Origin of the sequence: Corynebacterium sp. MSK158 (assembly GCF_030229085.1) — a bacterium.
Taxonomy (GTDB): Bacteria; Actinomycetota; Actinomycetes; order Mycobacteriales; family Mycobacteriaceae; genus Corynebacterium.
In genome coordinates, this window is record NZ_JASPHJ010000001.1 from 388947 (window position 1) to 403328 (window position 14382).

General features: G+C 60.2%; 18 protein-coding genes. 6 read left to right on the top strand and 12 right to left on the bottom strand.

The window, feature by feature from the left end; all coding sequences use genetic code 11:
* Positions 1-45: 45 nt before the first annotated feature.
* From QP915_RS01805 to QP915_RS01835, 7 genes are all read right to left on the bottom strand, one after another.
* The gene (locus tag QP915_RS01805) at positions 46-264 is read right to left on the bottom strand and encodes a hypothetical protein (protein WP_284767696.1); all 219 of its coding nucleotides are present in this window, start codon (positions 262-264) and stop codon (positions 46-48) included.
* A 16-nt stretch (positions 265-280) separates the two neighbouring features.
* On the bottom strand, positions 281-889 hold the full coding sequence (locus QP915_RS01810) for a MogA/MoaB family molybdenum cofactor biosynthesis protein (protein WP_179386229.1): 609 nt from the start codon (positions 887-889) through the stop codon (positions 281-283).
* Positions 890-974: 85 nt separating this feature from the next.
* Positions 975-2441 carry a S1C family serine protease gene (locus QP915_RS01815; protein WP_284767697.1) on the bottom strand — a complete coding sequence of 489 codons (1467 nt, stop codon included), beginning with the start codon at positions 2439-2441 and terminating at the stop codon, positions 975-977.
* Between the two features lie 109 nt (positions 2442-2550).
* On the bottom strand, positions 2551-3915 hold the full coding sequence (locus tag QP915_RS01820; protein WP_284767698.1) for a HAMP domain-containing sensor histidine kinase: 1365 nt from the start codon (positions 3913-3915) through the stop codon (positions 2551-2553).
* A 191-nt stretch (positions 3916-4106) separates the two neighbouring features.
* Positions 4107-4805 (bottom strand): response regulator transcription factor, encoded by a 699-nt coding sequence (locus QP915_RS01825; protein ID WP_284767699.1) that lies wholly within the window; start codon positions 4803-4805, stop codon positions 4107-4109.
* Between the two features lie 165 nt (positions 4806-4970).
* On the bottom strand, positions 4971-5144 hold the full coding sequence (gene rpmF / locus QP915_RS01830) for a 50S ribosomal protein L32 (protein WP_005279913.1): 174 nt from the start codon (positions 5142-5144) through the stop codon (positions 4971-4973).
* 15 nt (positions 5145-5159) lie between these two features.
* Complete coding sequence (locus tag QP915_RS01835) at positions 5160-5429, bottom strand: type B 50S ribosomal protein L31 (RefSeq protein ID WP_005323793.1); 270 nt, start codon at positions 5427-5429, stop codon at positions 5160-5162.
* 473 nt (positions 5430-5902) lie between these two features.
* On the opposite strand from QP915_RS01835, the gene rpmB reads away from it, so the two are divergent.
* The 6 genes from rpmB (at position 5903) to QP915_RS01865 (ending at position 8724) form a co-directional block, all read left to right on the top strand.
* Complete coding sequence (gene rpmB / locus QP915_RS01840) at positions 5903-6139, top strand: 50S ribosomal protein L28 (RefSeq protein ID WP_005279911.1); 237 nt, start codon at positions 5903-5905, stop codon at positions 6137-6139.
* Between the two features lie 2 nt (positions 6140-6141).
* On the top strand, positions 6142-6306 hold the full coding sequence (rpmG, locus tag QP915_RS01845; protein WP_005279910.1) for a 50S ribosomal protein L33: 165 nt from the start codon (positions 6142-6144) through the stop codon (positions 6304-6306).
* 3 nt (positions 6307-6309) lie between these two features.
* Positions 6310-6615, top strand: a complete 306-nt coding sequence (rpsN, locus tag QP915_RS01850; protein WP_005279906.1) for a 30S ribosomal protein S14 — start codon at positions 6310-6312, stop codon at positions 6613-6615.
* 15 nt (positions 6616-6630) lie between these two features.
* The gene (gene rpsR, locus QP915_RS01855; RefSeq protein ID WP_005279904.1) at positions 6631-6885 is read left to right on the top strand and encodes a 30S ribosomal protein S18; all 255 of its coding nucleotides are present in this window, start codon (positions 6631-6633) and stop codon (positions 6883-6885) included.
* A 240-nt stretch (positions 6886-7125) separates the two neighbouring features.
* Positions 7126-7905, top strand: a complete 780-nt coding sequence (locus QP915_RS01860; RefSeq protein WP_284767700.1) for a putative nucleotidyltransferase substrate binding domain-containing protein — start codon at positions 7126-7128, stop codon at positions 7903-7905.
* A gap of 102 nt (positions 7906-8007) precedes the next feature.
* Entirely contained in the window at positions 8008-8724 is a 717-nt protein-coding gene (locus QP915_RS01865; protein ID WP_204609795.1) for a TetR/AcrR family transcriptional regulator, read from the top strand.
* Positions 8725-8740: 16 nt separating this feature from the next.
* Here QP915_RS01865 and QP915_RS01870 read toward each other — a convergent pair whose 3' ends face one another.
* Genes QP915_RS01870 through QP915_RS01890 form a run of 5 tightly spaced genes read right to left on the bottom strand, consistent with a single transcriptional unit; the run spans position 8741 to position 14237 of the window.
* The gene (locus QP915_RS01870; RefSeq protein WP_284767702.1) at positions 8741-9373 is read right to left on the bottom strand and encodes a hypothetical protein; all 633 of its coding nucleotides are present in this window, start codon (positions 9371-9373) and stop codon (positions 8741-8743) included.
* A 24-nt stretch (positions 9374-9397) separates the two neighbouring features.
* Positions 9398-10330, bottom strand: a complete 933-nt coding sequence (locus tag QP915_RS01875) for a hypothetical protein (protein WP_284767704.1) — start codon at positions 10328-10330, stop codon at positions 9398-9400.
* Between the two features lie 15 nt (positions 10331-10345).
* Positions 10346-11878: a bifunctional phosphoribosylaminoimidazolecarboxamide formyltransferase/IMP cyclohydrolase gene (gene purH, locus QP915_RS01880; RefSeq protein WP_284767706.1), complete on the bottom strand. Its 1533-nt coding sequence runs from the start codon at positions 11876-11878 to the stop codon at positions 10346-10348.
* A 27-nt stretch (positions 11879-11905) separates the two neighbouring features.
* Positions 11906-12514 (bottom strand): phosphoribosylglycinamide formyltransferase, encoded by a 609-nt coding sequence (purN, locus tag QP915_RS01885; protein WP_251068576.1) that lies wholly within the window; start codon positions 12512-12514, stop codon positions 11906-11908.
* 22 nt (positions 12515-12536) lie between these two features.
* Positions 12537-14237 (bottom strand): cell division protein PerM, encoded by a 1701-nt coding sequence (locus tag QP915_RS01890; protein WP_284767707.1) that lies wholly within the window; start codon positions 14235-14237, stop codon positions 12537-12539.
* Between the last annotated feature and the right edge of the window lie 145 nt (positions 14238-14382).

Here is a 14382-nt window from a genome sequence, read left to right on the forward strand (position 1 = left end):
TTTTATGTACCGCTATGGCTCCAGACCTGCATCCTGCCTTAGGCACTAGCCGCCGTAGTGTGGGGGCTGATTCTCTCGGTAGAACTGTTCATCGCGCTGGCCGGACTCCCCCTCTACCGCCACCGAATCCGCGTCATCGACGGTAACGATTCTCTCTTCATCAACACCGTGGGCAGCGGGTCCGCCGGGCTTATCAGCACTACGGTCATAGTCGGCAGCAGCAGATTGGCGAAATACTCGCCGGCGATTTCTCCGCGACGTCATAGAAAATACCCTGCGCCTACTGGACGCTCGATTGCTGCAGCTGGTCAATCAGGTGGTGCACCAGAGGCGCCAAGGTAGCCATACCATCGCGGACGGCAGCGCGGGAGGAGGCAAGGTTGACCACTACGGTAGAGCCCGAAACACCCGATAGACCGCGGGACGTACAGGCATCCACCGCGCCACAGGCTTGGCCAGAAGAACGCAGCGCCTGCGCCACACCCGGAACCATCTTGTCGATGACAGACCGAGTAGCCTCCGGAGTCTTATCGCGCGGGCCCACGCCGGTGCCGCCGACGGTGAGGACCAAGTCCACGCCACCGACCACAGCGGTCTCAATGGCCTGGCGGATCTTGGATTTCTTGGAACGCACCACGATGGCGCCATCAACGCGGAAATTGGCCTCCGCGAGCAGCTCACTTACCAGCTGCGAAGTGCTATCGGATTGCTCACCGGGATGATCGGTGACAATAACGATGAGCCCACGGCGCGGGGCGGCAAGGCTATCCTCCTGCTCGCTCGCCAACAGGAAGGCATCATCGGGTTCGGCAACATCCATCAAGGAATCGCGCTTATTCGCGCCGTCGGGCTGCGCGGAGTCGGTCACATCGTGCTGCGAATCTGGCATTTTTCTCCTTAAGTTAAGGCAGTACGGCCTTGTGGCGGGGTGAGGTACGGCGCATTCAGCACCTAATGAGGTCTTGCACAGTAATTTACTCGCCCGAGAGGGTTACCTCTACCTGACGAGATTCATCCGAGTCTTCGCGGGTAACTTCCAAGGTCACCGTCGCGCCAAAATCTTGGGATCGCGCCGCCGCGATGAGCGCATCAGCGTTTTCAATCAGGCGGTCGTTGACGCGGGTGACAATGTCGCCATCCTTCAAGCCCGCCTTATCTGCTGGACCGCCCGGCTCTACCTCGGCGATGCGGGCACCATTGCCGTCGTCGCGCGCTAGCACCTTCACTCCAAGGGTTGGGTGGGAAACTTTGCCGTCATTGATGAGCTCATCTGCCATGCGCTTGGCAAAGTTGGATGGAATTGCAAAGCCCAAGCCAATGGAGCCGCCCTCGCCGGAGGAGTTATTAGACAGCGAAGCAATCATGGAGTTCATGCCCACGATATTGCCGTCTCGATCCACCAACGGGCCGCCGGAGTTGCCAGGGTTAACTGCAGCATCGGTCTGAATGGCGTCAATCAATGAGGACTCGCCACCCTCCTGGGATGCGCGCACGGGACGGTTCTTTGCCGATACGATGCCGGAGGTCACGGTAGCGTTCAGGCCCAAAGGAGAACCCACGGCCACCACCTCTTGACCCACGGCAACGGAATCGGAGTCGCCGAACTGCAAGAAGGGCAAGTCCTTGACGTCCTTGATTTTCACGATGGCCACGTCCGTATTCGCATCCGAGGCCACCACGTCAGCTTCATGCTTGCTGCCGTCATTCATGGTCACCTGCATCATGCCACCCTGCTCAGCACCGGCAACCACGTGGTGGTTGGTCAGTACATAACCATCTGGGGAGATGACAGAACCGGAGCCTTCAGCCCCACCAGTTCGAGTCATCGTCTGGATAGAAACCACCGCCGGCAAAACCTTAGAGGCAACTTCTTCAACGGAACCCTGCTCCGGTTCCTTACCGGTGCTATTGTTGGCCGGCTCAGCCTTGAGGGCTTCATTGACTACAGAGGTATCGTTATTGCCTCCCCCGGAACTCATGCCGACCACAGCACCGGCAATCGAGCCTGCGGCGATGGCGGCAACGGCCGCCAGAGCGGTGGCGGCGCCCAAGCCAATTTTCTTCTTTTGCTCCGGCTGCGGAGGCAGCGGAGTGACCATCGGGCCTTCCTGCCCCTGACCGCTAAAGCTTTGTGTTTGTGGGGCATCCGGATAGGGCCCCAGCGAACCTAGCGTTCGCGGGTCAGTGCCTTCAGCACCGCCGCGCGGTTGGTTCCAGCCTTGCGAATAGGAGCCGGTCTCTTGTGCCTGCGCGCCAGCGCCGCTGTGAAGACCAAATCCGTCACTGTAGGGGCCAGCGTTGCCAGCCACGGCATCTTGCTGGTTGGTTTCTCCAAAGTTCGGACCACCCTGAACCGGCTCGGCCCTACCCGGACCTTCCTGGGACGCTCCCTCCGGGGAGTTTCCATCAAAGCCGCGGTAATCGTCATTCCTCATGTTCATGAGAAAACTATGCCTCACTTCGCTTGGTCAAGACTGATACTGATCTGCCAACCTACTAGGAATTCCTGAAAGGTTGCTGTATTACCTCACCAGTATAAACGCTTATACGCTAGCCCTGATTGAACCAGCGCTGCGCAAAGATTTCACCGCGGTCGTTCGGGTCTTCCTTACCACCCGACAGCCCCTCATGCGGATCTGCCAAACCGTCCACGAAAACCTCACCCGACACAGGCTTGCCCGGCAAGATGACTTCCATGCGGGTACCACCATCATTAGACTCGCGGATCTTGATGGTGCCATCGTGACGTTCAATCACCGATTTCACAATGGCCAGGCCCAAGCCTGAGCCCGGCATGGAGCGCGCTTCTGCCGAACGGTAGAAGCGCTCAAAGACCTTCTCCCTCTCCTCCGGTGCAATGCCAGGCCCGGAGTCATCAAAGCGCAGGCGCACCTCGTGGGTGGATAGCTGCTCCATAGACACGCGCACCGTGCCAGTAGCCGGCGACCACTTAGCCGCATTATCCATAAGATTAAGCGTGGCACGGCCCAATGCGAAGGGGTCGCCGTCCAGCTCCCACGGGATAAAACGCACCAAGAACTCCACATCGGGACGGCGGCGGCGCGCACGCTCCAGCGAAGCCATCATGACTTCACAAAGGTCCACCGGCTCCGGTTCGCGTTCATTGCCGTCCTCACGCGCCAAATCAACGAGGTCTCCAATCAAGGTGGAGAGCTCATTCATCTGGGACATGACGTCATCTTCGAGGTCCTTGCGGTCCTCATCGCTCATACCAAAGCCACCACCGGCGCGATTGAGCATCATCAAAAGCTCAATATTGGTACGCATAGAGGTCAGCGGGGTCTTCAGCTCGTGTCCGGCATCGGCTACGAATTGAGACTGCTGCGAACGGGATTCCTGCAGTGCCTCCAGCATCTGGTTAAAGGAGGTGGTCAACTGCGCCATCTCGTCGTTATTAGAGACCTCAATAGGACGCAGGTCGTTGGTCTGCGTCACGTAATCCACCGCTCGCTTCAACCGGGCGATGGGTTGCATACCGGTTTTGGACACGATGAGGCCTGCAAAAATGGCGAGCAAGATGCCAAGGCCAACGATAATCAGAAGCACCGTGCCCAAGATGGCTATGAGCCCTTGCGTAGGAGCGAGAGACTGAGCGACGACCACGGTAGAACCGAGATCATGGCGCTTGGCCAACACCCGCTCGCCACCGACGGTACGCACGGAAGTTTCCGTGTAATCCTCCGTCCGGTGGAAGTCCCCGCCCACAGGAATGGTGTCGCCGTAGGAAAAGCTCATGGAGGGCGGCGATAGGGCTACGCGGGTGCCGGGGTTATAGGACTTAAAGTCCTCGATTTCCTGATCCACGTTATCCATGAACCGCGGGTCTTGGCTTTGCCGCAACAAGACATCGGCCTTGGCCTCCAAGCGGTCATCGACGGAGGCAGTAAGGGACATAGAAACAACCCAATACGTTGCCAACGTCATCAAGGCAACGGCTACGGCCACCACAAGGCCAGTAACAGTAGCAAGGCGCCACCGCAGTGGCGCCCGTGAAGCCCAACTCCCCTGACGATCAGAGAACTCGGTAAGAGGGGTGGACTGTACTTTCCCGGAAGCCACCGCAGGGGAAGCGGGCTTCCTTAAAATCACGGATTAGACTCCCTCAAGACATAACCCACGCCACGGACGGTGTGGATGAGGCGAGCATCGCCCTCGCCCTCGGTCTTCTTACGCAGGTAGCCGATATAGACCTCGAGAGCATTGCCGGAGGTAGGGAAATCATAACCCCAAACTTCTTCCAAGATCTTGCTGCGAGAGAGAACCTTGCGGGGATTTTCCATCAGCAATTGCAGCAGCGCGAACTCGGTACGGGTCAAGGAAATGGCGCGGCCCCCGCGGCTGACTTCGCGAGTATCAGCGTCGAGTTCAAGGTCCTCGAAGCTCAGCTTGCTTTCCACTGGGGTTTCAGCCGCGATGGAATCTGCGGAGGCGCGGCGCACCAAGGAGCGCACACGGGCCAAGAGCTCCTCCAAAGCGAACGGCTTTGGCAGGTAGTCATCAGCGCCGGCATCGAGGCCAACCACTCGGTCCGAAACACCATCGCGCGCAGTTAGAACGAGGATCGGACGGTCCCAACCCTCACTGCGCAGGCTGCGGCACACCTCAAGGCCATCCATGTTGGGCATCATGACGTCCAGAATAAGCAATTCGGGATTCTCAGCGCGTACCGTCTCCACGGCCTCCAAGCCGTCGTTAGCGGTCAGCACTTCGTAGCCGTTAAAGCGTAAGGAACGGCGTAGCGATTCGCGGACGGCTTGTTCATCATCCACCACAAGGATTTTCATAGTCCTAATTATTACTTATGGCAGTCAACTTCATGAAGTTAAGGGAAATATTTACCCCCACAGTCCCCCAAATACGGCTAAAACATGCTTATAGAACGCTTCTAAAGCTAAAAATCCCCGCCCAGCCCTCTAATCGAGAGCGGACGGGGAGATTAAAGAGCGAGCTTAGAACTGCTCTACGTCAACCAGGCCCAGCTTGGCAGCCTTAACCAGGCGGCGCGGGATGCGGACGGTCTGGCCGTCGATGGTGACTTCCTGGAGGGCTACATTGTCAGCCTTCCACTGGGAACGGCGTGCGTGGGTGTTCGCACGGGACTTCTTAAACTTAGGAGTTGCCATTTTCTACTCTCCTCCTTACGCGTTCTTCTTCTTGCGGCGTGCCATGCCACCGAAGCGCTGGTTGAAGCGCTCGACGCGGCCGGCGGTATCCATAACGCGCTGTGCACCAGTCCAGAACGGGTGGGACTCAGCGGTAACGTCAACGACGATCAGTGGGTACTCGTTGCCGTCTTCCCACTCAACGGTGCGGTCGGAGGAAGCGGTGGACTTGGTCAAAAAGGAGTGACCGGTACCAGCATCACGGAAGACTACCGGGTGGTAATCCGGGTGAATATCTTTCTTCATATATATTCCCTCAGGGTTGGACTACGGGTCGGTTCCACACCCTTAGCGTGGATCGTGCCCGAGTTGGGACGTACAAATTTCACTCTGTTAACCGCGCGCCGCGCGGCACGGGTCAACAACCTGAATTATCCTACAGTCAACTAACCCATATGCGAAATCCCCAACCAGCGGCAACCACTCATTTCACTCCCGTTTCTTACGCCACGCTTAACGGTGCCCCACAGGCAAACACCACCCCAGCACGGCAAACGGCCCACCTGCCACAGCAAGATAGCGATTAGGTAATTCGCGTCCGAGGCTGTAAGATTTTCCCTTGCTGTTGTCAAAATATACGTTTTACGCCCCGTCTACTGGTGTTTGACGATGGCGCCGCACCCGCTCACACCTCACTTTTGAGCACTGCCACCCTCACACGGCAGTCGGCGCTTCATTGTCTATAGCCATGATGTGGGCGGCTAGGAGAAAGAAGACCCATGTCGGCTATTTGCCAGGTAACGGGCCGCAAGCCGGAATTCGGCAAGCAGGTCTCGCACTCGCACCGCCGCACTTCGCGCCGTTGGAACCCCAACGTGCAGCGTCGTCGCTACTACCTGCCCTCTGAGGGCCGTACCATCACCCTGAATGTTTCCACGAAGGGCATGAAGATCATCGACCGCGATGGCATCGAGTCCGTTGTGGCTAAGATTCGCGCACGTGGGGAGAAGATTTAAGTATGGCACGTAACGATATCCGCCCAATCATCAAGCTTAAGTCCACTGCGGGCACCGGTTACACCTACGTGACCCGTAAGAACAAGCGCAACAACCCGGATCGCATCACCTTGAAGAAGTTCGATCCGATTGCCCGCAAGCACGTCGAATTCCGCGAGGAGCGATAATCAATGGCTAAGAAGTCCAAGATCGCTAAGAACGAGCAGCGCAAGGAAATCGTCGCCCGCTACGCGGAGCGTCGCGCTGAGCTCAAGAAGATCATCAAGAACCCGAACACCCCGGATGAGGAGCGCCTGGAGGCTCAGTTCGAGCTGAACCGCCAGCCTCGTGACGCTTCCCCAGCCCGTGTACGTAACCGTGACGCTGCCGATGGCCGCCCACGCGGTTACCTCCGCAAGTTCGGCCTGTCCCGTGTCCGTATGCGCGGCATGGCTCACCGTGGTGAGCTGCCGGGCGTTCGTAAGTCCAGCTGGTAAAGGGGTAATTGCACAATGGCTAATAAGCGCAATAACCAAAAGAAGTTCCGTATGGAGCAGAGCCGTCGCCCAAAGAAGAACCCTTTGAAGGCTGAGGGCATCGAGAAGGTGGACTACAAGGACACCAAGACTCTGCGTCTGTTCATCTCGGATCGTCACAAGATCCGTTCCCGTCGCGTCACCGGTCTGACCCCGCAGCAGCAGCGTCAGGTTGCTACCGCAGTCAAGAACGCACGCGAAATGGCTCTCCTGCCGTTCACCACCCGCTAAACAGTAGCTGGGTATCAACAGCGCACTTTTGCCGCTGGCAAGTGTGACACGGTAAAAGAACCATAAGCTTTCGCCGCCTCCCTCCTCGAGGGCAGGCGGCGAAAGTCGTTTTAGCCCCCCCTATCCCTCCTCGTGGCCCACATGCACGGCTTACCAGGCTGAGGTGTTAGATTGAAAACATTCGTGTACCCCGCAGCCGGCGGGGTACACTGGCCCCGCACTAGTGAAAGGCAGTGAGCAATGGCCCTGCACCAATCCCTACTCGATCTCTCCGAGCTCGCCCCGCACTGCCAGTCTCGCGCTACGGCCCGCGGACTGCTCGCAGAGGCCCAAGATATCTTGCGCAACGCGGTCGCCCACCAAGACAATGAGATTGAATTGGCCCACTGGTATTCCCGGCTGATTACGGATATTGTTCGCTCCCCGGGGGTCAACTCCCCGGTCCGCCTTAGCGGCGCTGCCGCCCGTGGCGACCAGTTGCCCTCCATGCCCGTGGTGTGGATGGGTGAAGATGCCGATCTGCAAGAGGTCTTCGCTGATGTCGGTCTCCAGGCTCACGTAGCCGCCGATTCCATCGCCGCGCGAGTCGACGCCGGCCTGCCCCTTGGAAACGGCGGGGAACAAGCGCTACTGGAAGAAGCCTTGAGCCAGCGCCCTCCTGCCCTAAAGATGGTCGATGGCCTGCCGGACCGCGATACAGCGGTGGATATTAAAGTCACACTGCTCTCCCCCATCGCGGCAATCGCACGCTGGGCGGCGCCGGGGCCGCGCCCCACGGTGGATCGCTTAGCGATCGGCGTGGAACGCGGTCTGCTTAGCGCTGCTGATGCAGAGGCTTTGGACCTAGCGTGGCGCACTGGCTATGCGTTAGAGTTGCGCCGTTGGTACGAGGGCGTTAGTGATCACTCGGCAATATTGCGCGATCTCCCGCCGTTGGACCGCACTGCTTATGGCTCCGCGTGCCGCATTGTCTCGGCGGCGTTTGAGTCTATTGCCCGTCGGACGGAAGAATATAAATAGTCTCTACGGTGCGGATTCGGAAGCAGTACCTAGTCGGGCATAAGATTGTACAGTTGATTATTAGAAGTGATTTCTCTTTTGCGAAAGGAGGCGTCCCACCGCATGGCAGGCAATGTCGGTAGGCCGCGTAAACACAGCCCGCGGCGCAGGGGCAATAGCGCCCGAGAGGAGATCCTGGACGCCTCCTCCGAGCTTTTCACTACTCAGGGTTTTGCTACCACGTCCACGCACCAGATCGCAGACGCGGTGGGCATCCGTCAGGCGTCGCTGTACTACCACTTCCCGTCCAAGACGGAGATTTTCCTGACGCTGCTCAATTCCACCATCGAGCCCTCCTTGGAGTTGGCCGATGAGTTGGCAGGTACCGACGCGGCCCCAGCACAGCGCCTGTGGTCTTTGGTCGCCGCAGAATCGCGTCTGCTGCTCACCAGTGGCTGGAACGTGGGCCGCCTGTATCAGCTGCCGGTGGCTAATTCTTCGGAGTTCTCCGAGTATCACGAGTCCCGCGACCGCCTACAGAATCATTTCCGCTCCACCGCCGCCGCCATTGTGGGCGAGGATGACCCCCGCGTGGAGCTGCCCTTCCACATCGCGCTGTCCGTTATTGAAATGCGCCCCAATAACGGCACCCCTCCGTTCGACGCTTCCCAGTCGGTTCCGGAGACTGCCGCCATGCTTGCCGACGCCGCCTTGGCCGTCCTCGGCGCCTCCGTCCCCGACAATGCCGAGGAAACTACCCTCGAGCTACTGAAGAATCGCAACGACTCCATCTCTGCGGCCGCCGCCGCAGCGGCCGACCGCAAGAAGAAGTCGCGCTAGCCCCTCGTTTTCCGCGTTAGCGCTGCCACGACTCCGTGAACTCGCCCGTGGCGGCCAATCCGCCGCCCTCGCGCACGCTTACGCCACTCGGCGTCACCACAATGATCGACGGATCCGCATTGACGTAGTAGTTGTTGCCGTCTTGGGTAACGTCACCCGATTCAAACTGGCCATCAAACATCGATGAGCGATAGAACTTGTAGCCACCTCCGGTCTCGCAAATGATAACCCTGCCATCAGGACCAGTACCGGCAAACAGGGCACGTTCAAACCGGTTGCAACTTGCGTAGCCACCATCGAGCCATCCGTGCCCATTGAAATCAGAAATATAGTTGCCTTCGCCAGTCTTTTGTCCCCCACCGGTGGAAGACGAGGCCTCCTGCTTTTCCGTCTGCGTGACCGTAACTACCGGCGGTTCCTCCGAGGCTTCCTCTTGCTTGGTTACAGTCTCTTGCGCGGCCGTGGATTCCTCGGCGTTTTCCTCTTCTCTGTCGGAGTTATTGACCGTGGTCATTCCGCTGCCCTTCCCTTTGAAGCTCGGGGCAGCGTCGTCCGTGGAGTCACTGCAACCGCTCAGCGCGAGGCTGGCGGCCACGAGCGGGACGAAGCCTGCGGCAATGAGCGAACGGAGGCTTAAGCGAGAAGTCATGAGTTTTCCTTTCTACTGACGGGCTTAGCAGGCAGGGCTGGACCACTGGGAATCAGCCTGCGCTAGGGCTTCGGCCATGGAGGTAAGCACCGTTTGGGTGGAGGCGTACTGGCCATCAGAGGATGAGGCAATCAGTGCCACGGCGACGTCGTGCCCGCCCAGCTGCACGATGCCCATCTGCCGCACATCGTAGGAACCGGCCGGGCTCGGGCCCCAGCCGCCCTTCATCAAGGCCCCCGGCAGGCTGCGCAGGCCGTAGCCTTGGGCGGGATCGGCGACACCCATGGCGTCGATAATCGGCTGCACTCCTTCAACGCAGCGCAACCCGGCCATAAACTTTGCTTGGTTGCCCACGCTCCACATGGTTTGGCCAAAGGCCGTAAATTCCGGGCGGGTGACCTGGGATTGGACTTGGGTGGCGACATCGCCCGCCTCCGCGATGACGCTTTGCGTGGCCTGCGCGGCTGCGGTCCCCTCCCCTAGCCCCGCCCACGCGGTCTTGGCAGCCTCGTTATCGGAGTAGGTGATTGCAGAGGACACTAGCTGGCTATCGGCAGCACCCACTCGATTCGCCGCGATGAGCACCGGCACCTTGGAGGTTGACCACGCGGCTTCGGGAGCGGTGCGCCCCGCTTCAATGGTGGTGGTGCCATCGGAGACCGCAATGCCCACGTTTCCATGTTCTGCCACGATGCGGTCAAGCACGGCTTGAACGTCACCGGCGGGTGCCGCGGCCGATGGATCCGAGGAAGAGGCAGGCGGTGCCGCGGATAAGGACGCGGGCGCTGCGGACGTGCTCTCTTTTCCGTAGAGGGGATCGGCCGTGCCGCGTGCCTCGGTGTTGACAAAGTTAGGGGAATTATTCGCCGCGTCCTCGTCGCCGCAGGCGCTTAGGGTGAGCGCGCAGGCGATAAGGGCGGCTGCCGGGCCCCAGGCCCGGCGGATAGGGAATGTCATGGCATTTAGCTTAGGCTAGTGCGCGAAGTGGCGGGTACCGGTCAGGTACAAAGTAACGCCGGCTTCCTTCGCTGCCGCGATGACTTCTTCGTCGCGGATGGAGCCGCCGGGCTGGACAACGGCCTTGACGCCGGCGTCGAGAAGCACCTGCAAACCATCGGCGAATGGGAAGAAGGCGTCAGAAGCGGCGAAGGAGCCCTCGGTGCGGTTGGCACCATCGGCCAAGGTGTTGGCGCGCTCGACGGCCAGCTTGGCGGAGTCAACGCGGTTGACCTGGCCCATGCCTACGCCCACGGTGGCATTGTCCTGGGCCAGCAAGATGGCATTGGACTTCACCGCGCGCACGGCGCGCCATGCGAATTCGAGCTCAGCCAAGTCGGACTCGTTGAGGGCCTCGCCCGCAGCCAGGGTCCAGTTGGCCGGGTTATCGCCCTCGGCCTGGTAGGTGTCTGGCTCTTGGGTGAGCACGCCGCCGGAGATGTACTTGCGCTCCTCGTGCTGGTCTTCGTGCTCTGCCTGCAGCACGCGCAGGTTCTTCTTGGCCTTGAGCACCTCGATGGCGCCGTCCTCATAGGAAGGCGCAACGATGACCTCGGTGAAGATCTCCTTGACCTGCTCGGCCATCTCTACGGTGACCTCACGGTTGACGGCAATCACGCCACCGAAGGCGGACATTGGGTCGCACGCGTGCGCCGCACGGTGGGCGGCGGCGATGGACTCCTCGGACACGGCAATGCCGCATGGGTTAGTGTGCTTGATAATCGCAACACAGGGGCGCTCGTGGTCCCACGCGGCGCGCCACGCGGCATCCGCATCCTGGTAGTTGTTGTAGCTCATCTCCTTGCCATTGAACTGGGTGGCATTGGCAAGGCCCTTAGAACCGATGCGGGTGACGGTCGCCGCCTGGTGAGAGTTCTCGCCGTAGCGCAGCGGGGTGGTTTGGCCCTCCTCACTGAGCTGATCCACGAACCACGCGGAGACGGCCGCATCATAATCCGCGGTGTGCAGGAAGGCGTCGCGCGCCAAGCCGCGGCGCTGCTCCAGGGTAAAGCCACCGTTGTTCACGGCCTCCACTGCCTCACCGTAGCGGGAAGGGTCTACCACAACGGCGACGGACGGGTGGTTCTTGGCGGCCGCACGCACCATGGATGGGCCGCCGATATCAATCTGTTCCACGCAGCCATCAAAGTCCGCGCCCGAGGCCACGGTCTCGCGGAAGGGATACAGGTTGACCACGACGAGCTGGAAAGGCTCTACCTCGAGCTCGGAGAGCTGGTTGAGGTGGTCGTCCTTGCGGGTATCGGCCAGGATTCCGGCGTGCACGCGCGGGTGCAGCGTCTTGACGCGGCCTTCCAAGCACTCCGGGAAGCCGGTGAGCTTTTCTACCGGTGTGACCTCGATGCCTAGGTCCGCGATCTTCTTCGCGGTGGAGCCGGTGGAGACGATTTCCACGCCTGCCTTATCGAGGGCGCGGGCTAGATCCTCCAGCCCGGTCTTGTCGTACACGCTGATAAGGGCGCGCTTTACCTGCTTGCGGTCTTCGCTCATGAGGAGGATTAAGCCTTTCGAAAAGTCTTAGTCTGCGAGTTGAATAGTTAGTTTCTCGTCGTGGACGTTAGCTGCACGCAGCACCTCCACGATGAGATCGCGCTCTACTTGTTTAATGCGTTCATGGAGGGTGGACTCGTCATCGTCCGCGTCAATGACAACGGGGCGCTGCGCGATGATGGAGCCGGTATCCACGCCCGCGTCCACAAAGTGGACGGTAGAGCCAGTGATCTTCACGCCATAATCTAGGGCGTCGCGCACCGCGTGCGCTCCCTTGAAGGCAGGCAGTAGCGCCGGGTGGGTATTGATGGTGCGGCCTTCGAAGCGGTCCAAGAATTCCTGGCCCAGGATCTTCATAAAGCCCGCAGAAACAACAACGTCTGGCTGCGCAGCATCTACTGCGTCAACCAGACGTTGATTCCATTCGGCGCGATCCGCACCCAGCGCCACGACCTCGGTTTCAATCCCGTGACCCTGTGCGCGCGCAATACCGTGGCATTCCTTATCCGCCACCACCTTCACTACCTGGTAATGCCCGGCCTGGGCATCCACAATGGCTTGTAGCAGGGAACCCGTTCCAGAAACGAGCACAACCACTCGGAGGCGTTCAGGGTCAGCGGTATAGCGCGGAGGCATCGGTGAAGTCACGCGCTATAGCCTAGCCCCTCTCCCCCTCCTCGGGGGAATCTTCGCCCGCAGAGTCCTGCTCACTCTCCCCCATTTGGTCCTTGAGCTGTTGGCTCAGCGGCTTGGCGACGCCCCTTTCATTGCCCTCCTCAGCCTCATCCTGCTGCTCTGCTGTTTCTTCGGCTGGAGTGTCCTCTTCTTTCTGCTCTTCTTCCGGTTCCTCTGCGGCCTCGCCAGGTGCGGAATCCTGGGGCTCGTCCTCGACTACCTCGGCATCAACGATTTCCGGATCGGTGATGGGCTCGCGCTCCGGTTCGGCGGGGGCGTCGTCAGTTTCGGCGGTCGCTGCATCGGTCACCTCGGTAGTGGTGGCATCAGCAGCGGGCTCATCGGCGGCTGGATCCACACCAGGTACCGTGCGGGCCGCGCGCCAGGCCACGAAGGCGAAGCCTGCGGCAACGGCACAACCAACGACAGCCATCCACAGGGCGGTAAGGCCTGCGGCAGTCCACAGCTGCGGGCCGGTCGCGCCGTAGTAGCCAAGGTCACCGCTGACAAGGTAGCAGGCAACCAGCATGAGTACTGCGGAGGCCACCGTAGCTACGAGGACGTCTTGAAAGCTCGGACGTTTCTTGTACAAAGAGTAGATTGCAGCGCAGAGGGGGACGATCAATAGCGCCACCGCCCAGCTGGGCGCGGAAGCAGGAATGCCGCCGGTAATGGGCAGCGGTGGCAGCGGCACGAGGTGGGCGCTAAAGAGGCTTACCGAGCCTTCGCCTACGGAGAACTCCGAGCCCACCAATACCGCCGCGGTGCTCACGATGGCATTGGGAATGTAGAGCACGCTCAGCAGCACGAGTCCGGCAATGCCTAAGCCGGAGATCGTAGGATAGTCATTCATCATCTCGCCCTGGCGGGAGACATTGACAAGGAATACCACCGCAAAGACTGCGGCTGCGCCAATGGCCAGGTAGGCGAGATAGCGAAGGGCGATCTGGGTGGCGTCGACAAGCGGGCGCGGTACCCCATAACGCTTGGCCAACGCCCGCCACAAGCGCCACCCCATACCGGACGTCATGGCGGCCAGATGCAGAACAATAACGCGCAGCAACGCCTGCGCCAGATTAGGCGGGGAGACGTCATAGACATTGCCCGCATCCCACAGCATCAGCCACGCGATGATGGTAAATACCACCGGCACGCCAAGCACGCAGGCCAAAAGAGTAAGCAGGTCCTTGACGCTGACCTTGTGTTTTACCGCGCTGCGCACACGAACCGCCACCACCGCGGCGAGAATAAGCGCTGGCAAGGCCGGCAGGAAGGAAATATGCACATCAGCCGCAGAGACCGGGGCGAGGTTAAAGACCATCCAGGCCTCCGCCACGATGGTGTACCACCACGCCATGGGAGAGCCGGTGAGCATGAGACTGCCAAGCGCGATGGCCATAATGATAAGGACAATAACCACGTTGGGCACTGCCGCCGTAATAAGCATGCGGCGAATGCGCCCGGCTTTGGTCAACGGCGCGGGGGTACGGCGCGCCTTGGCCTTGGAGCCGGCCTTGCGGGCGACGCGCTGCGCCGATCCAGAGGACTGGCGTGACCCGCTGGGATGAGGCGCGCGTGGGGTGCGCTCCGCGCGCACCGTACGGCCCCGCGCCTGGCTACGCGGGCGGGGCGTTGACCGAGATTGGGGGCTGGTGTTTTTGTTCATCGGCGTCCACTTTGCCACCTTCCGGAAGTGAAATCGGGGTGGCGCGACGAAGCGCTCGCAAAATCACCGGCGGCAACCCCTGCACCTGAGCTATACAAATATATAAGGAGTATAAAATCTGCCCTGGTTTCACACTCTTAACTCTGGCTGTAACACTATTGAA